The following is a 17762-nucleotide window of genomic DNA, read 5'->3' on the forward strand; positions in this document are numbered from 1 at the left end:
TTGTGTTATGGCTGGCCATTCCAAGTGGGCGAACATCAAGCACCGCAAAGAGCGTCAGGATGCCAAGAAAGGCAAGATCTTCACCAAGTGGATTCGCGAACTGACCGTCGCAGCCCGCCAGGGCGGCGGTGACCCAGGCTCCAACCCACGCCTGCGCCTGGCGTTGGACAAGGCCCTGGGCGCCAACATGAGTCGCGACATCATCGACCGCGCCGTGGCCCGTGGTGCGGGTGCGGCGGATACCGACGATATGGTCGAACTGACCTATGAAGGGTACGGCCCGGGCGGGGTCGCGGTGATGGTCGAGTGCATGACCGACAACCGCAACCGCACTGCAGCTGCCGTACGCCATGCGTTCAGCAAGTGTGGCGGCAACCTGGGTACGGATGGTTCGGTGGCCTATCTGTTCGAGCGCAAGGGGCAGATTAGCTTCGTGCCGGGGACGGATGAAGATGCACTGATGGAAGCCGCGATGGAGGCGGATGCCGACGACGTGGCGACCAACGAAGACGGCTCCATCGACGTGTTTACCTCGTTTGCCGGCTTCTACGCGGTGCGTAACGCTTTGGAAGCTGCTGGCTTCAAGGGTACCGACGCGGAAATCGTCATGTTGCCGACCACCAGCGCCGAACTGGACCTGGATGGCGCGCAAAAGGTGCTCAAGATGCTGGATATGCTTGAAGACCTGGATGATGTGCAGAACGTGTATTCCAATGCCGACATCCCGGAATCCGTCGCCGAACAGCTAGTCTGAAGGCTGGTGTAGGCCAAAATGTGGGAGCGGGCTTGCTCGCGAAAGCGGTCTGTCAATCAGTACATGCGTGACTGAAGTACCGCTTTCGCGAGCAAGCCCGCTCCCACATGGGATCTTCTCTGTATCAAAAAATGTGTTTACCCAACCCGCAGGCGTTATGACTTTAATCCTAGGTATCGACCCCGGTTCGCGCATCACCGGCTTTGGCGTGGTGCAGCAGACGCCGCGTGGCTGCATCTACGTCGCCTCGGGGTGTATCCGTACCGGCGCTGGCGAGCTGGCCGAACGCTTGCAGATCGTCTATCGCGGCGTGCGCGAAGTGATCCAGACCTACGGGCCGGTGACCATGGGCATTGAAAAGGTGTTCATGGCCAAGAACGCCGACTCGGCCCTGAAGCTGGGCCAAGCCCGTGGCGCAGCCATTGTTGCCGGGGCGGAGGAGGGTATGGAAATCGCCGAATACACCGCGACCCAGGTCAAGCAGGCCGTGGTCGGCACCGGTGCGGCCAATAAAGAGCAGGTGCAGATGATGGTCATGCACATGCTCAAGCTCACGTCAAAACCACAGATCGATGCCTCTGACGCGTTGGCCATCGCCATTTGCCATGCCCATACCCGTTCCAGCCTGCTGCCCCACGGCCTCGGTACGGCACGCAGTCGTGGCGGGCGCCTGCGTCTCTGATAGCATCAGCGCAATCGTTATGGTCGGGCCTCGATCTGACCTCAAGCTTTAAGGATCTGAACCGTGATTGGACGCTTGCGCGGCACCCTGGCTGAGAAACAGCCGCCGCACCTGATTCTGGATGTAAACGGGTTGGGGTATGAGCTGGAAGTGCCCATGACCACCCTGTATCGCCTACCGTCGGTCGGTGAACCGATAACCTTGCACACCCATCTGGTGGTGCGCGAAGACGCGCAACTACTCTATGGTTTCATTGGCAAGCGCGACCGGGACTTCTTCCGCGAGCTGATCCGCCTCAATGGTGTCGGCCCGAAATTGGCCCTGGCATTGATGTCGAGCCTGGAAGTGGACGAGTTGGTGCGTGCCGTTTCGGCCCAGGACACCTCGGCACTGACCAAGGTGCCGGGGGTCGGCAAGAAAACCGCCGAACGCCTGCTGGTAGAGCTCAAGGACCGCTTCAAGGCCTGGGAAGTGGTGCCAAGCATGTTTGCCCTGGTACCCAACCAGCCGGATCTGCCGGCGGCCCAGGTTGCCAGTGCCGAAAGCGACGCCGTCAATGCGCTGATTTCCCTGGGCTACAAACCCCAGGAAGCCAGCAAGGCAGTGTCAGCCATCAAGGACAAGAACCTGAGCGCCGAAGACATGATCCGCCGAGCCCTGAAGGGAATGATTTAAGTGATTGAAGCTGATCGTCTGATTGCAGCCACCGGCCCTCGCGATCGTGAAGAGGTCCAGGATCGGGCCATTCGCCCCCTGAGCCTTGCCGACTACATCGGCCAACCCACCGTACGCGAGCAGATGGAGTTGTTCATCCAGGCGGCGCGCGGGCGTGCCGAGTCCCTGGACCACACATTGATCTTCGGCCCGCCGGGGTTGGGCAAGACCACCCTGGCCAATATCATCGCCCAGGAAATGGGGGTGTCGATCAAGAGCACCTCCGGCCCGGTGTTGGAGCGCCCGGGCGACCTGGCCGCGCTGTTGACCAACCTTGAGCCCCATGACGTGCTGTTCATCGACGAAATCCACCGGTTGTCGCCCATCGTCGAAGAGGTGCTGTACCCGGCTATGGAAGACTTCCAGCTGGATATCATGATTGGCGAAGGGCCGGCTGCGCGCTCGATCAAGCTCGACCTGCCGCCGTTCACCCTGGTTGGCGCCACCACCCGTGCGGGTATGCTGACCAACCCGTTGCGAGACCGTTTCGGCATTGTTCAACGTCTAGAGTTCTATAGCACTGCTGACCTTGCGACGATTGTCAGTCGTTCGGCGGGGATTCTCGGCTTGCCGCTCGATCCGGAAGGTGCCTTTGAGATTGCCCGGCGCGCCCGTGGCACGCCACGGATCGCCAACCGCTTGCTGCGCCGGGTACGGGACTTTGCCGAAGTGCGAGCCAAGGGGCATATCACCAAGGCCGTGGCCGACCTGGCGTTGAACCTGCTGGACGTTGATGAACATGGTTTCGATCATCAGGACCGGCGCCTGCTGTTGACCATGATCGAAAAATTCGATGGTGGGCCGGTGGGCGTAGACAGCTTGGCCGCTGCTATCAGTGAGGAGCGCCATACCATCGAGGATGTTTTGGAGCCTTACTTGATTCAACAGGGTTACATCATGCGTACACCGAGGGGCCGTGTGGTCACGCGCCATGCGTATTTGCACTTCGGGCTAAACATTCCGTCACGATTGGGGGAGATGCCTGTGGTAGACGAATTCCTCGATGCAGTGGACGATTAAAAAGGCATGGCGAGTCGATTTATTCGACGTTTGTGCTGTCCTAGTGGCTGGCGTCGTCATTCTTTCGTTAGAAATGTTGCAGAGAATGAAAAACAGTTGCCTGGCCGGATTGGCAACCTGAGGAGTAAGCACTAGAGTATGCGCGCGCAAAACGGGGATCAGTCGTTCGCACATCGCTGTCGCGTTTATTACGAGGACACCGATGCGGGCGGCATCGTGTATTACGTCAACTACCTGAAATTCATGGAACGGGCTCGAACCGAGCGGCTGCGGGAGCTGGGCTTTGCCCAATCCCAGCTTGCAGGGGAGGACCTGTTATTTGTCGTGCATTCCAGCGAGGCCCGTTACCACGCGCCGGCGCGACTGGACGATGAGTTGCTGGTCAGCGCCGAAGTAATCGAATTGAACCGTGTCAGCCTGCGCTTTAAACAGCAGGTCAGGCGGGCAACGGATGCAACGCTGCTCTGTGAGGGGCAGTTCCTGGTGGCGTGTGTGCGCACCAATAGTTTGAAACCCCGGGCCATTCCCGAAGCTTTACGTGCGGCCTTTGCCGGCGTGAGCGGCGCCGGTAAACAATCAGAGCAGGAGATTTAGCGTGGAACCTACCGTCGTCGACCATTCCTCCATGTGGAGCCTGGTCAGCAATGCCAGTGTCGTGGTTCAACTGGTGATGCTGACCCTGGTAGCCGCATCGGTTACCTCATGGGTCATGATTTTTCAGCGCAGCAACCTGCTGCGTGCCGGTCGACGTGCCCTGGAGAGCTTCGAAGAGCGCTTCTGGTCGGGTATCGACCTGTCCAAGCTGTATCGCCAGGCAGGCAGCAACCCAGACCCGGATTCGGGCGTAGAACAGATCTTCCGCGCCGGTTTCAAGGAATTCTCCCGCCTGCGTCAGCAGTCCGGCGTTGACCCGGAAGCGGTCATGGAAGGCGTGGCCCGTGCGATGCGCGTCGCGATCTCCCGTGAGGAAGAAAAGCTCGAACAGAGCCTGCCGTTCCTCGCTACCGTCGGTTCGGTCAGCCCGTATATCGGCCTGTTTGGTACCGTATGGGGCATCATGAACTCCTTCCGTGGCCTGGCAACGGCCCAGCAAGCGACCCTGGCCACCGTGGCCCCGGGTATCGCCGAAGCGCTGATCGCCACTGCCATCGGCCTGTTCGCTGCAATCCCCGCAGTAATTGCCTACAACCGTTTCGCCGCCACCAGCGAAACCCTGATTGGCCGTTACTACACCTTCGCCGATGAATTCCAGGCGATCCTGCACCGTAAAGTGCACACCAGCGAAGAATAAGCAGGTAATTCCCAATGGCTTTAATCGCTCGAGCTCGCAAAAAGCGCAAGCCGGTCGCCGAGATGAACGTAGTGCCTTACATCGACGTGATGCTGGTGCTGCTGGTGATCTTCATGGTGACCGCGCCGATGCTCAATCAGGGTGTGAAGGTTGATCTGCCCAAGGTTTCCAGCGAAGCCTTGCCGCAGGACAACAACACCCAGGTCCTGACCATCTCGATCAAGGCTGACAAGACCTATTACTGGAACCTTGGCAGCGAAGTCGACACCCAGAAGCAACAGGACAAGGCCATGACCTTGCCGCAAATGACCGACGCGGTGACCAAGATCATCCGCGCCGGCAATGAAGGCGGCAAGCACACCCAGGTGTTCATCCGCGGTGACAAGTCGGTCGACTACGGCTCCGTCATGGGCGCCATGGGCGGGCTGCAGAAGGCCGGGGTCGGTAATGTTGGCTTGATTACCGAGGCGCCCTGATGCAGCAACAGCGAGAGCCGTCCGCCTCGGAAAGCTTCTTCTGGCCTAGCGTCTGGGCAATTGCCCTGCACGTTCTGGTGTTTGGCATGCTGTTTGTCAGCTTTGCCATGACGCCGGAGCTGCCGCCAGCCAAGCCGATCGTGCAGGCGACCCTGTATCAGCTGAAATCGAAGAGTCAGGCCACCACCCAGACCAATCAGAAGATTGCGGGTGAGGCCCAGAAGTCGGCTGCGCGCCAGACTGAAGTCGAACAGATGGAACAGAAGAAGGTCGAGCAGGAAGCGGTGAAGGCTGCTGCGGAACAAAAGAAAGACGAGGCGGCTCAAAAGGCCGAAGAATCGAAAAAGGCTGACGAAGCCAAGAAGGCCGACGAGGCGAAAAAGGCTGATGAAGCCAAGAAAGCCGAGAAAGCTGCCGAAGCTAAAAAAGCCGAAGAGAAACAATTGGCTGATATAGCCAAGAAGAAATCTGAAGAAGAAGCCAAGAAAGCGGCTGAAGAAGAGGCCAAGAAAAAGGCCGCTGAAGAAGCCAAGAAGAAGATAGTCGAAGACGCGAAGAAGAAAGCCGCCGAAGACGCCAAGAAAAAAGCTGAAGCAGACGAGGCGAAGAAGAAAATCGCCGATGACGCGAAGAAGAAAGCTGCCGCCGATGCCTCGAAGAAAAAGGCCCAGGAAGCAGCGCGTAAATCCGCCGAAGATAAAAAGGCCCAGGCCTTGGCTGATTTGCTTTCCGACACGCCGCAACGTCAGCAAGCCTTGGCCGATGAACGTGGTGATGAAGTCGCGGGCAGTTTCGACGACCTGATTCGGGCGCGGGCAGCAGAGGGCTGGACACGTCCACCTTCGGCACGCAAAGGCATGACAGTGGTGCTGCAGATCGGCATGTTGCCGGACGGTACGGTGACTTCGGTCAGCGTGGCCAAGTCCAGTGGCGACGGTTCGTTCGACAGTTCAGCGGTTGCAGCGGTCAAGAACATTGGCCGGTTGACCGAGATGCAGGGAATGAAACCAAGCGACTTCGCTCCCTATCGTTCATTCAAGATGACATTCACACCTGAGGATCTAGCCTTGTGAGAAACCTTCTTCGAGGAATGCTTGTCGTTATTTGCTGTATGGCAGGGATAGCGGCGGCGGATGAAAAGAACATCCTGGTAACCAGCGGTAGCGATCGGGCGACTCCGATTGCAGTAGTGCCGTTTGGTTGGCAGGGCGGCAGCGTACTGCCGGACGATATGGCGGAAATCATTGGTAATGACCTGCGCAACTCGGGTTACTACGCGCCTATTCCGAAGCAGAACATGATCAGCCAGCCGACCCAAGGCAGCGAAGTGATCTACCGTGACTGGAAAGCCCTGGGCGCCCAGTACCTGATGGTAGGCAGCATCGTGCCAGCGGGCGGTCGCCTGCAGGTGCAATACGCCCTGTTCAACGTGGCCACCGAGCAGCAAGTGCTGACCGGTAGCGTGTCGGGCAGCGTCGACCAACTGCGGGACATGGCGCACTACATCGCCGACCAGTCGTTCGAAAAACTGGTGGGTATCAAAGGTGCGTTCTCTACCCGCATGTTGTACGTGACGGCTGAGCGTTTCTCGGTGAACAACACGCGCTACACCCTGCAGCGTTCAGACTACGACGGTGCCCGGGCAGTGACCCTGCTGCAATCGCGCGAGCCGATCCTGTCGCCGCGTTTTGCGCCGGATGGCAAGCGTATCGCCTATGTGTCGTTTGAACAGAAGCGTCCGCGCATCTTCGTCCAGCACATCGACACCGGCCGCCGTGAGCAGATCACCAACTTCGAAGGTTTGAACGGTGCACCAGCCTGGTCGCCGGATGGCAATCGCCTGGCATTCGTACTGTCCAAGGACGGTAACCCGGATATCTACGTGATGAACCTCGGTTCGCGCCAGATCACCCGTGTCACTTCCGGCCCTGGCATCAACACTGAACCGTTCTGGGGCAAGGATGGTTCGACCATCTACTTCACATCAGACCGTGGCGGCAAACCGCAGATCTATAAGAGCAGTGTTGGCGGTGGTGGTGCAGAACGTGTGACCTTTATCGGCAACTACAACGCCAATCCGAAGCTTTCGGCCGATGAAAAGACCCTGGTAATGATCCATCGCCAGGATGGTTTCACTAATTTCAAGGTGGCGGCCCAGGATTTGCAGCGCGGAAGCGTAAAAATCCTCACAGATAGCACTCTTGATGAGTCGCCTACTGTTGCGCCCAACGGCACCATGGTAATCTACGCCACCCGCCAGCAGGGCCGGGGAGTCTTGATGCTCGTGTCCATTAATGGACGCGTAAGGCTCCCGCTTCCTACCGCACAAGGCGAAGTCAGAGAACCGTCCTGGTCCCCTTACCTGAACTGACGCGGCGCTACAAAAAGAAGTACTTAACACACTGGGGTTCATTAGGAGTTTCACGATGGAAATGCTGAAGTTTGGTAAGTTTGCTGCTCTGGCTCTGGCTCTGTCCGTAGCCGTTGGTTGCTCGTCTAAAGGCGGCGACAATGCCGGTGAAGGCGCAGCTGTTGATCCAAACGCTGGTTACGGCGCCAACACTGGTGCAGTTGACGGCTCCCTGAGCGAAGAAGCTGCTCTGCGCGCGATCACCACTTTCTACTTCGAATACGACAGTTCGGACCTGAAGCCAGAAGCCATGCGCGCTCTGGACGTTCACGCGAAAGACCTGAAAGGTAACGGCGCTCGCGTTGTACTGGAAGGCAACACCGACGAACGTGGTACTCGTGAGTACAACATGGCACTGGGCGAGCGTCGTGCGAAAGCCGTTCAGCGCTACCTGGTACTGCAAGGCGTTTCCCCAGCTCAGCTGGAACTGGTTTCCTACGGTGAAGAGCGTCCAGTTGCTACCGGCAACGACGAGCAATCCTGGGCTCAAAACCGTCGCGTCGAACTGCGTAAGTAATTCGTCATGCGAACGTGCCGTCGTGTTGTAACCGTATTGGCTCTCAGCCTCGCACCGCTTGCGGTGTGGGCTGCGGTTCCCGTGGAAGATAGCAACTCTGGCTATAACAATAGTGGGAGCAGCTATCCACCTGCAGGTTATGGCACGAACGGCGCCTATGCGGGGGGAGCGGCCACGGCCGCTCCTTCGGCACAGGGCGAACTGTTCAACCAACTGCAACGCATGCAGGATCAATTGGCGCAGCAACAAGGCACCATTGAAGTTCTGCAGAATGAGGTGCGTCAGCTCAAGCAAGAAGGCCTGGAGCGTTACCAGGATCTTGACCGACGTATAGGAACCGGCGTTACACCAGCCGCTACTCCTGATAATTCTTCTGCCGGTGGCGCCGCAAGCGCCGCCGGTGGTGCAGCCGCAGGCGCCACACAGGCCCCTGCCGCCAGCAGCGAACCGGCTGACCCGGCGAAGGAAAAGCTGTATTACGACGCAGCCTTCGACCTGATCAAGGCCAAGGATTTCGACAAGGCCAGCAAGGCGTTCACCGCTTTCCTGGGTCGTTATCCAAACAGCCAGTATGCGGGCAATGCCCAGTACTGGTTGGGTGAGGTCAACCTGGCCAAGGGTGATTTGCAGGGTGCAGGCCAGGCGTTTGCCAAGGTCAGCCAGCTTTACCCCAAGCACGCCAAGGTGCCTGATTCGCTGTACAAACTGGCTGATGTAGAACGCCGCCTGGGTCATACCGACAAGGTCAAAGGCATTCTGCAGCAAGTGGTGGCCCAATACCCGGGCACATCTGCCGCCCAGTTGGCCCAGCGCGATTTGCAGCGTTTGTAAGCATTGCTGATCCGCTTGGAAGAAACCCGCGCCTGTCGCGGGTTTTTTCGTTAGAATCCACGCCCTTTTATGAAATACGCTTTTTGGGGTTCACGCTTTGCCGGGATCCCATGAAGTGCCTGACGGAGGCGGACAGCCTGTTTAGCTGTTACGCCCGTGGCGACTATGCAAGACACATTACGCATCACCGAAGTTTTTTACTCGTTACAGGGTGAAACGCGCACTGCCGGCCTGCCCACAGTATTTGTGCGCCTGACCGGTTGCCCGTTGCGCTGCCAGTACTGTGACAGTGCCTACGCGTTCAGCGGCGGCACTATTCGTACCCTCGACGACATCCTGGAGCAGGTGGCAGGCTACAAGCCGCGCTACGTCTGTGTTACAGGCGGCGAGCCGTTGGCCCAGCCCAATGCCATTCCTTTGCTCAAGCAGCTGTGTGACGCCGGTTACGAGGTGTCCCTTGAAACCAGCGGTGCCCTGGATATTTCCGCAGTCGATCCTCGCGTCAGCCGAGTGGTTGACCTGAAGACGCCAGACTCCAAGGAAGCGCATCGCAATCGCTATGAAAATATCGAGTTGCTCACCGCCAACGACCAGGTCAAGTTCGTCATCTGTTCACGGGACGACTATGACTGGGCCAATTCCAAGCTGATCCAGTACGGTTTGGACCGACGCGCCGGCGAGGTGCTGTTTTCTCCAAGCCACCATGACTTGAACGCTCGCGACCTGGCTGATTGGGTGGTCGCGGACAACCTGCCGGTGCGCCTGCAATTGCAGCTGCATAAATATCTTTGGAACGACGAGCCAGGACGCTGAAATGACTGAACAAACCACTGAGCAAAAACGTGCCGTAATCCTGCTGTCTGGCGGCCTCGACTCCGCCACCGTGGTGGCGATGGCACGTGCCGAGGGTTACAGCTGCTATACCATGAGCTTCGACTATGGCCAGCGCTCCCATGCCGAGTTGCACGCCGCCGCCCGTGTCGCCCGCGACCTCGGCGTGGTGGAGCACAAGGTGATTGGGCTGAACCTCAACGGCATTGGCGGCTCGGCCCTGACCGACAGCACCATCGACGTGCCTGAGGCGCCCACTGAGGGCATCCCGGTCACCTATGTACCGGCACGCAACACCGTGTTCCTGTCGCTGGCCCTGGGCTGGGCAGAGGTGCTCAATGCCCGCGACATCTTTATCGGCGTCAACGCCGTCGACTACTCCGGCTACCCGGACTGCCGTCCAGAGTTCGTCGAGTCGTTCGAACGCATGGCCAACCTGGCGACCAAGGCGGGCGTAGAAGGGCACGGCTTCCGTATCCAGGCGCCACTGCAAAACCTGAGCAAGGCGGATATCGTCAAGGCGGGTGTAAGGCTTGGTGTCGACTACTCGCTGACTGTTTCCTGCTACCAGGCAGACAATGACGGTCGTGCATGTAGGAAATGTGACAGCTGCCGACTACGTGCAGAAGGCTTCCAAGCGGCCGGAATTACTGACCCAACGCGTTATTTCTGATTTATTTAAAATAAGGTGTTGAATAATCCTTAGAAATCAGTATTATACGCGCCACCACACAGCGGGTCGTTAGCTCAGTTGGTAGAGCAGTTGGCTTTTAACCAATTGGTCGTAGGTTCGAATCCCACACGACCCACCATTTTTGGCGGTTTAGAAAATCCGGAAGGCCCACGCAAGTGAGGATTTCCGGGTTTTTTTTTCCTTGTACAAAGGCAGGCGTAGGGCTCTCTGAGGAGCGTGACGTACTGCTTGCAGGGCCTCCTGAGCAAATACACTTTCAGCGCCCCCCTACCTCATCCTCCATCCTGCTACCGCCCCAAAGTCAGATGACTACGCCTGAAGTCTTAGCGCGCTGATGATGAAAGCATGAAGGCTATTGACCGCTTTAGAGCCGCGAGAGGCTCGGCTACGTAAAATCGAAACTTCCATAGGTTCAATGTTTCCCAAGCCGTGCTCGCTACTTAAGACGTGAAGCGAGGCCTGTACGCTGCACTGAGTGATTGCGGCAATAGCGAGTCCGCCCTCGACTGCGGCCACCTGGCCAGCAAGGCTGGAGCTGTTGTACACCACCTTGAATTCGCGTCCCTGCTGGGTCAGTGAGTTCACTGCATAACGCCGGGCCAGGCTTTCACTTTCGTAGACTGCGATAGGCACCGGGTCTCGCCTCCACAGTTCGAACTGGGGTGAGCCCACCCAAACCATCGGTTCTTTGAAGAGAAATGTTCCGCTTTGAGGCGAGTCCCTGGACACCAGCGCCAGATCAAGATCGCCGCTTCGCACACGCGGGATAAGCGTGGTCGATTGTTCACAGGTCAGTTCTATTTCCACGCCTGCGTAACGCGGCGAAAAGCGCTTCAGCACCGGAGTGAGATACTTGGCCGCGTAGTCCTCCGCGACGCCAAGGCGGATTCGTCCGGTCAACTCTTCACCATGAAAAGCCGCTTGGGTCTCGGCGTGCAGTGCGAGCATGCGACGGGCGTAGCTCAGCAGTGTCTGGCCGTCAGCGGTCAGTTGAAAGTGCCTCGGGCCACGACTCAACAACCGCCGTCCAAGCGCGGCCTCGAGTTTCTTCATCTGCATGCTGACGGCGGACTGCGATCTGTTTACCTCGTGGGCTGCGCCAGATAGCGAACCTGCATCCACCACTGCCACGAAGCACTTGAGCCAATCGATCTGCAAATCACTGGCAGGCATCGCTGTTACCTCTATTCGTTAATCGAATGGCTAAGACGTGAATTATGCGCTTTTTATGATGGCTGCTCACCCGCAAGATACTGGCCTGAACCAACACATACTGGATCTGATCATGCCATTTGAGACCTGGTTGCTCTATCTGTTTACCTGTTGCGGCATAGCGGTAGTACCAGGGCCCAATGCATTGTTGGTGCTCACCCATGGAGCTATTCACGGGAGTCGCAAAACGCTGTTCACTATCACCGGTGGCGTGCTCGGCTTTGCCATCGTGCTTTCGCTTTGCGCGTTGGGATTGGGCGCACTGATCCAGGCGTCGGCCACCTGGTTCACAGCCTTGAAGGTGGTCGGCGGGCTCTATCTGATCTGGTTGGGCTTCGGGCTGTGGCGGGCTGCACCCGTCAGCCTTGATACGACCGGCACAACAACCTTGCAACGTTGGTCACTGTTCCGCCAAGGGCTGGTATCAGCCATTTCAAACCCTAAGGCACTGCTGCTATTCATGGCGTTTATCCCGCCGTTCCTGAATCCCCACAGAAGCATCATCGCGCAGACGGTCGTCATCGCGCTGACTTACGCGGTCGTGGAGTTCGCCGTTGAGTATCTAGTGGCCAGCGCTGCGCACCGGATCAGGCCTTGGTTAGCCCGAACCGGGCGCCGATTCAATAACGTCTGTGGTGGGTTTTTTGTACTTTTCGGGTTGGCCCTGCCCATCCATACCTGAAGCCACGGCTACCCGTATCAGACGGGATTCTGACCACAAATGTGGTGACAGTTGATGCTCTCAGGTTGCGCATTGCCGCTCACGACTTGCGCGGGTAAACCGGCCGCCTTGTTTGGCTATCAGCCCCGGCGCCCATTCATCCACGGGCTGTAGTCCACCTGCACATAACCCAGGGGCAGGCCTTTAGGGTGGTTGGCAAATCCCGGCATCTGGCGCAGGTCCAGCCGTTTGCACTGCGTGGCGAGGCGTTGCTGCAACGCGCTATCTGCCTTGAACCCCTGTGAGCGGAACGGGCTTTGATTCAGGTTGACCATGCACTCACTCACTTTGCCCTGTGCGTCGGCAATGAAGTGGAAGCTGGCGACGCCAATGCTCTGGATGTCATGCCCTGCAAACAGTTGTTCGCGGAAGAAACGGATCTGCCTATAGAGGTCGATTCGGGTTTTCTGCAGTTGCTGCTGTTCTTCCGAGAGCCCAATCAGAGGGGTGAACACCATGGGGGCGACAATCACCTGGGAATCCTCGTTATCAGCGAAGGCCTTTTGTGAGACCTCGGGAAACAGTGTGGTCCAGCACAGCTCGGTGACCAGTTTGGCCAGCTTGGCCTGACGCAGTTGGTTCTGGCCCTCGTTGGGCAACAGCGTTCCGCGTTGGGTTGAGCAGTCCACTACATGGTTCTGCGTGTCGACGGTCATGACCATATTCATCACACCTGTCAGCTCCTGTTCATTGGCGGCCAGGGCATAACTGCGAAGTATTGTTTTGAACGAGTTGACGAACTTTGCGTATTCCTGTCGTCCCTGTGCCTGTTCTGCTACCTGCTCTGGCGTTTGACTCTGGCAGCCGGACAGTGACAGTAGGCTTGCACCGAACAAGGCCAGTAGCCAGCGGGATGAAGAAGGCGCGTTGAATTCCATTTCTTGGGGGCTCATACACAATGGATTGGAGAAAATGTAGACGGGAACCATTCTCACCCATCGGGCGTTAAAGTGCGATTCGAAATAACGAAAAGCATGCCACTAGGGCCTTTGGTTTTAAAAGCTGACACGGGATGTTGTAGTGGTTTGCTCTGTAGACCTCAGGCGTCTATATTTGAGTCTGTAGATTAATTTGAGGTGGCACCATGAGCCTGGCCCTCCAAGCACAGCCCTTTACCCGCGAGCAATGTGTCGCCGGACTACGGGCGGCCGTGAGCATCCTGGAGAAATGGCAGGCCAGCAGCGACCAGGCTTGCCGCATCTTGCGCATCTCGCGTAGTACCTACACCCGCGCCCGGCAGCGCGATGCTGCCTGGTCCGTGAGCCTGGATGCCGATCAGATGCAGCGCATCAGCTTCGTGCTGAATATCCACGCCACGCTGCGCATGGTGTTCGATAACCCCGAGAACGTGTACGGCTTCCCCGCAATGCCCAACGACAACCTGTTTTTCAACGGCCGCTCGCCTCTGGAGATCATGGCCCAGGGCGATATGATTTCCCTGTACGAAACCTTCCGGCGCATCGATGTGCTGCGTGGCGCGCAATGGTGAGGGCCAGCCAGTTGGGCGATCTGCCCGGGGGGCAGTTGCAGGCCTATCGCCTGGTCAATTCAAAATTCCCGCCGATTGCCTTATTTGATGATGTGGCGGATGCCGAGGAGTTTGAGGCGCTTTATCAGATCCAGGCCCTGACCAACCCGCGTCTGGGCAATGAGGTCGGGCGGATCGAGCTGATAGCCCGTAGGGAAATCCCGTTCGGGATTGTGGGATGTTCCTACGCAATTGCGCCGTTCACCCACGTCAACCCGGCAGGGTCGCGTTTCAGCGCGGGTGATTTTGGTGTGCTGTACCTGGCGGCCACTATCGAGACGGCACTGGCAGAGGTGCGTCACCACCAGAACCAGTATTGGTCCGGGGTCCGTGGCCTTAATTATGAGCGTTTTGTGTTTCGCGCACTGGCGTGCAGTTTTGCCGGCGACTCGATGAAGGATGCGACGTCGGTGCCTATGAGCGACCCGATCTACGACCCCGACGACTACAGCCACGCCCAGCGCTTGGGTGGTGAGTTGAAGAAGGCCGGGTGTCCCGGCCTTCGTTACCTGTCGGTGCGCTCAGAGGGCGATCACTGCTGGGCCTTGCTGACACCCCGGCCGGTGTCGTCGATTGTCCAGGCCTCCCATTATGAGATGGTCTGGAATGGCCAGATCACCAGTGTCAGCCAGATCCGCGAAGCCTGACCCTGGCGAGTCAGATCTGCCCGCGCACCAGGATTGACTCATCGATCTGCGCAATCGACGTAACCCCGGTCAGGGTCATGGCCACGCGCATTTCCTTGGCAAAAATATCCAGCAGATTCTCCACGCCGCGCTGGCCATCTGCGGCCAACGCGTAGGCGGGCGCTCGTCCCAGCAACACACCCCGGGCGCCCAGGGCGAGCATGCGCACCACGTCCAGCCCAGAGCGCACCCCAGAGTCCACCAGCACCGTGAGATCGCTGCCAACCGCCTGGGCAATCTCAGGCAACGCCTTGGCGGTAGACAGCACGCCATCGAGCTGGCGGCCGCCATGGTTGGACACGACGATACCGTCGGCCCCGAAGCTCACCGCATCCTTGGCATCCTGTGGGTCGAGGATGCCCTTGATGATCATTGGGCCCTTCCAGAACTCGCGGATCCATTCCAGGTCTTTCCAGCTGATGGACGGGTCGAAGTTGGTGGCCAGCCAGCCGATGTAGTCTTCAAGGTGGGTTGGTTTGCCGAGGTATTTGGAAATATTGCCCAAGTCGTGGGGGCGGCCCATAAGTCCCACGTCAAAAGCCCAGGCTGGCTTGGTCACGGCCTGCAACATGCGCCGCTGGGCGGCGTACGGGCCGGACATCCCGGAGTGAGCATCGCGGTAGCGGGCACCGGGGGTTGGCATGTCGACGGTGAACACCAGGGTTTTCACCCCGGCGGCCTGGGCGCGCTCCAGGGCGTTCTTCATGAAGCCGCGGTCTTTGAGCACATAGAGTTGAAACCAGATCGATTGCGCGGTCTGCGATGCGACTTCCTCGATCGGGCACACGGAAACGGTCGACAGGCAAAAAGGGATGCCTTTATTGGCCGCCGCGTTCGCCACCTGGACTTCCCCGCGCCGGGCAAACATGCCGGTCAGGCCTACCGGGCTCATGACCACCGGCATCGCCAGCGGTTGGTCGAACAGCGTGGTTTCCAGGCTCAGGCTCTCGACGTTGCGCAGGACGCGCTGGCGCAGGCTGATGTCTGCCAGGTCCGAGCTGTTGGCCTTGAGGGTGTGCTCGGCGTAGGCGCCACCGTCAATGTAGTCGAACAGGAAACGCGGCAGTTTGCGGCGTGCGGCTTCGCGGTAATCCGATGCAGACGAAATGATCATGAACAGTGAGGCCCCGGAATAAGGAAAACGGTGGGTGGAGGATAGTCAAAGGCTTTTCATGGTAAAAACAACTTTTACAACTTAATTCAAGTCGCAAATGGAATAGTCATGAACCTGCGAACGTTGCGAGCCTTTGTCGAAGTGGTGCGCCAAGGCAGTTTCTCACAAGCGGCCGAGATGGTTTCGCTCACGCAATCGAGCGTCAGCAAAGCGGTCAAGACCCTGGAGGAGGAGCTGGGCACGCCGCTGTTCAGCCGTATCGGCCATAAGAGTGAACTGACAGCCGCTGGCGAGATTGCCTACCGCCGCGCCCTGGTGCTGCTCGCCGAGCGCAGCGACCTGCTGGCCGAGATCAATGACCTGCTGGGTCTCAAGCGTGGCGTCTTGCGCATCGGCCTGCCGCCGGTGGGCAGTGGTGAGTTATTTGCCGCGATGTTTGCGGTGTATCGCCAGCGTTACCCACAGATCGATATCGAACTGATCGAGCATGGCAGCAAAAAGCTGGGCGAGTGCCTGCAAGCGGGGGAGGTGGATGTGGCTGCCCTGCTGGTGCCGGTGGAGGGCGAGTTCGAGTATCAGGACGTGCGCGTCGAGCCGTTGATGGTGGTCCTGCCCAGCAGCCATCCATTGGCCGGGCGCAAAAGTGTGGATTTTTCCGACTTGTCCGACTCCCCATTCATACTCTTCGAGGCTGGATTTGCCCTGAATCGCATCATTCTTTCCGCCTGCGAGCGTCGGGGCGTCTCGCCGAAGGTTTCTGTGCGCAGCGCCCAGATCGACTTTATCGTCGACCTGGTCGGCGCGGGCCTGGGCGTTGCCTTCCTGCCGCGCATGCTGGCCTATAAACACCTGCATGCCGGCATTGCCTTGATCGCGCTGGATGAGCCCCAGACGGACTGGCATATCGCCCTGACCTGGCGGCGTAATGCTCACTTGCCACCGGCTGCGCGAGCCTGGTTGGATCTGGCCAGGGAAATGGGTAATGTCCCTGCGCCATATTAGGCTTTTGAATCCAATCGATATTCTGTAGCCTTGCGCAGCTTCACCTAAACCCGTGCTTGATGAACACAATCACTTCGTCCGGCGGCGCCCGAAGGGCTCCAGAGCCGGTGGTACACTCGACTTTCGCGCAACTGCGCCTGTAGGTCTTGCGAACATGACGCAAATTTCCGAACGCCTTCTGGTCCAAGCCCACCTCGATGCCAAGCAACCTAAGGTGCTCAGTGCCGAGCAAGAGGCAAGCTTACGTTCTGCCATCGCTGCCGAGCTCAAGGCTCAAGACGCGGTGCTGGTGGCGCACTTTTATTGCGACCCGGTGATTCAGGCCCTGGCTGAAGAAACCGGCGGCTGTGTTTCCGACTCCCTGGAAATGGCCCGCTTCGGCGCCGCCCATCCGGCCAAGACTGTACTGGTCGCCGGCGTGCGCTTCATGGGCGAGACGGCGAAAATCCTTACCCCCGAAAAACGGATCCTGATGCCGACCCTGGAAGCCACGTGCTCCCTGGACCTGGGTTGCCCGGTGGAAGAGTTTTCGGCGTTCTGCGACCAGCATCCGGAGCGTACCGTGGTGGTCTACGCCAACACTTCGGCGGCGGTCAAAGCGCGCGCGGATTGGGTGGTGACTTCCAGTTGCGCCCTGGAAATCGTCGAAAGCCTGATGGATAACGGCGAAACCATCATCTGGGGCCCGGACAAGCACCTGGGTACCTATATCCAGCGCCAGACCGGTGCCGACATGCTGCTGTGGGACGGTGCGTGCATCGTCCACGAAGAGTTCAAGTCCAAGCAGTTGGAAGACATGAAGGCGCTGTACCCGGATGCAGCGATCCTGGTGCACCCGGAGTCACCAACCTCGGTGATCGAGTTGGCGGATGCCGTGGGTTCTACCAGCCAGTTGATTGCGGCGGCGCAGCGTTTGCCGAACAAGACGTTTATCGTCGCCACTGACCGTGGCATTTTCTACAAGATGCAGCAGCTGTGCCCGGACAAGGTCTTTGTCGAGGCGCCCACCGCCGGTAACGGCGCGGCATGCCGCAGTTGTGCGCATTGCCCGTGGATGGCGATGAATACCCTGGAGCGCACGTTGCAATGCCTGCGTGAAGGCAGCAACGAGATCTTCGTCGAACCCTCGTTGATCCCCCATGCCGTACGCCCACTCAAGCGCATGCTGGACTTTACCCAGGCGGCCCGCCTGAAGCTGGCCGGCAACGCCTGATCCAAGGCTGCTACAACCAAACTGTAGGAGCAGGCAAGCCTGCTGCTACAGTTTGATTTGCATCGT

General features: G+C 58.6%; 21 protein-coding genes and 1 tRNA gene. 19 read left to right on the plus strand and 3 right to left on the minus strand.

The features are described 5' to 3' along the window. The first annotated feature begins 7 nt into the window (after positions 1–7). The 14 genes from FIV38_RS12080 (at position 8) to FIV38_RS12145 (ending at position 10338) form a co-directional block, all read left to right on the plus strand. A complete protein-coding gene (locus tag FIV38_RS12080) occupies positions 8–754 on the plus strand; it encodes a YebC/PmpR family DNA-binding transcriptional regulator (protein WP_092237816.1) in 747 nt (248 codons plus the stop codon). Positions 755–911: 157 nt separating this feature from the next. Further along, complete coding sequence (gene ruvC / locus FIV38_RS12085) at positions 912–1436, plus strand: crossover junction endodeoxyribonuclease RuvC (RefSeq protein ID WP_005790910.1); 525 nt, start codon at positions 912–914, stop codon at positions 1434–1436. A gap of 63 nt (positions 1437–1499) precedes the next feature. Further along, on the plus strand, positions 1500–2111 hold the full coding sequence (gene ruvA, locus FIV38_RS12090; RefSeq protein WP_029300310.1) for a Holliday junction branch migration protein RuvA: 612 nt from the start codon (positions 1500–1502) through the stop codon (positions 2109–2111). Then, positions 2112–3170, plus strand: a complete 1059-nt coding sequence (ruvB, locus tag FIV38_RS12095) for a Holliday junction branch migration DNA helicase RuvB (RefSeq protein ID WP_029300308.1) — start codon at positions 2112–2114, stop codon at positions 3168–3170. A gap of 138 nt (positions 3171–3308) precedes the next feature. Beyond that, positions 3309–3764: a tol-pal system-associated acyl-CoA thioesterase gene (gene ybgC, locus FIV38_RS12100; RefSeq protein ID WP_029300306.1), complete on the plus strand. Its 456-nt coding sequence runs from the start codon at positions 3309–3311 to the stop codon at positions 3762–3764. Position 3765: 1 nt separating this feature from the next. Beyond that, entirely contained in the window at positions 3766–4461 is a 696-nt protein-coding gene (tolQ, locus tag FIV38_RS12105; RefSeq protein WP_029300305.1) for a protein TolQ, read from the plus strand. 23 nt (positions 4462–4484) lie between these two features. After that, positions 4485–4937 carry a protein TolR gene (gene tolR, locus FIV38_RS12110; RefSeq protein WP_162473200.1) on the plus strand — a complete coding sequence of 151 codons (453 nt, stop codon included), beginning with the start codon at positions 4485–4487 and terminating at the stop codon, positions 4935–4937. Further along, positions 4937–6010 carry a cell envelope integrity protein TolA gene (gene tolA / locus FIV38_RS12115; protein ID WP_029300302.1) on the plus strand — a complete coding sequence of 358 codons (1074 nt, stop codon included), beginning with the start codon at positions 4937–4939 and terminating at the stop codon, positions 6008–6010. The genes tolR and tolA overlap by 1 nt, the downstream gene beginning before the upstream one ends. A gap of 17 nt (positions 6011–6027) precedes the next feature. Next, positions 6028–7308 (plus strand): Tol-Pal system beta propeller repeat protein TolB, encoded by a 1281-nt coding sequence (tolB, locus tag FIV38_RS12120; protein WP_169851059.1) that lies wholly within the window; start codon positions 6028–6030, stop codon positions 7306–7308. 55 nt (positions 7309–7363) lie between these two features. Next, a complete protein-coding gene (gene pal, locus FIV38_RS12125) occupies positions 7364–7864 on the plus strand; it encodes a peptidoglycan-associated lipoprotein Pal (RefSeq protein WP_029300299.1) in 501 nt (166 codons plus the stop codon). Positions 7865–7870: 6 nt separating this feature from the next. Further along, entirely contained in the window at positions 7871–8695 is an 825-nt protein-coding gene (gene ybgF / locus FIV38_RS12130) for a tol-pal system protein YbgF (protein WP_092237813.1), read from the plus strand. A 165-nt stretch (positions 8696–8860) separates the two neighbouring features. Beyond that, complete coding sequence (gene queE, locus FIV38_RS12135; RefSeq protein ID WP_029300296.1) at positions 8861–9508, plus strand: 7-carboxy-7-deazaguanine synthase QueE; 648 nt, start codon at positions 8861–8863, stop codon at positions 9506–9508. A gap of 1 nt (position 9509) precedes the next feature. Next, complete coding sequence (gene queC / locus FIV38_RS12140) at positions 9510–10199, plus strand: 7-cyano-7-deazaguanine synthase QueC (RefSeq protein ID WP_029300294.1); 690 nt, start codon at positions 9510–9512, stop codon at positions 10197–10199. Between the two features lie 63 nt (positions 10200–10262). Beyond that, positions 10263–10338: transfer RNA gene (locus FIV38_RS12145), tRNA-Lys, on the plus strand. Between the two features lie 191 nt (positions 10339–10529). Here the strand turns inward: FIV38_RS12145 and FIV38_RS12150 are convergent. Then, positions 10530–11393: a LysR family transcriptional regulator gene (locus tag FIV38_RS12150; RefSeq protein WP_070994432.1), complete on the minus strand. Its 864-nt coding sequence runs from the start codon at positions 11391–11393 to the stop codon at positions 10530–10532. 112 nt (positions 11394–11505) lie between these two features. Here FIV38_RS12150 and FIV38_RS12155 point away from each other — a divergent pair, with 112 nt between their 5' ends. Continuing rightward, positions 11506–12114: a LysE family translocator gene (locus FIV38_RS12155; RefSeq protein ID WP_092238442.1), complete on the plus strand. Its 609-nt coding sequence runs from the start codon at positions 11506–11508 to the stop codon at positions 12112–12114. Between the two features lie 119 nt (positions 12115–12233). Here the strand turns inward: FIV38_RS12155 and FIV38_RS12160 are convergent, their stop codons facing one another. Continuing rightward, positions 12234–12821, minus strand: coding sequence for a hypothetical protein (locus FIV38_RS12160; protein WP_133715372.1), 588 nt, complete (start codon positions 12819–12821; stop codon positions 12234–12236). Positions 12822–13237: 416 nt separating this feature from the next. Between FIV38_RS12160 and FIV38_RS12165 the strand changes: the two genes are divergently transcribed. Further along, positions 13238–13642 carry an antitoxin Xre-like helix-turn-helix domain-containing protein gene (locus FIV38_RS12165; RefSeq protein WP_070994431.1) on the plus strand — a complete coding sequence of 135 codons (405 nt, stop codon included), beginning with the start codon at positions 13238–13240 and terminating at the stop codon, positions 13640–13642. Then, positions 13636–14328 carry an RES family NAD+ phosphorylase gene (locus FIV38_RS12170; RefSeq protein WP_092237807.1) on the plus strand — a complete coding sequence of 231 codons (693 nt, stop codon included), beginning with the start codon at positions 13636–13638 and terminating at the stop codon, positions 14326–14328. Before FIV38_RS12165 ends, FIV38_RS12170 begins: the two co-directional genes overlap by 7 nt. Before the next feature lie 10 nt (positions 14329–14338). Here the strand turns inward: FIV38_RS12170 and lldD are convergent, their stop codons facing one another. After that, the gene (gene lldD, locus FIV38_RS12175) at positions 14339–15481 is read right to left on the minus strand and encodes an FMN-dependent L-lactate dehydrogenase LldD (protein ID WP_070994429.1); all 1143 of its coding nucleotides are present in this window, start codon (positions 15479–15481) and stop codon (positions 14339–14341) included. Between the two features lie 108 nt (positions 15482–15589). Between lldD and FIV38_RS12180 the strand changes: the two genes are divergently transcribed. Next, positions 15590–16483 carry a LysR family transcriptional regulator gene (locus FIV38_RS12180; protein ID WP_070994428.1) on the plus strand — a complete coding sequence of 298 codons (894 nt, stop codon included), beginning with the start codon at positions 15590–15592 and terminating at the stop codon, positions 16481–16483. A 154-nt stretch (positions 16484–16637) separates the two neighbouring features. Then, a complete protein-coding gene (gene nadA / locus FIV38_RS12185) occupies positions 16638–17696 on the plus strand; it encodes a quinolinate synthase NadA (protein WP_029300280.1) in 1059 nt (352 codons plus the stop codon). The last annotated feature ends 66 nt before the right edge of the window (positions 17697–17762 follow it).

The organism is Pseudomonas proteolytica (genome assembly GCF_007858275.1).
Lineage (GTDB): Bacteria > Pseudomonadota > Gammaproteobacteria > Pseudomonadales > Pseudomonadaceae > Aquipseudomonas > Aquipseudomonas proteolytica.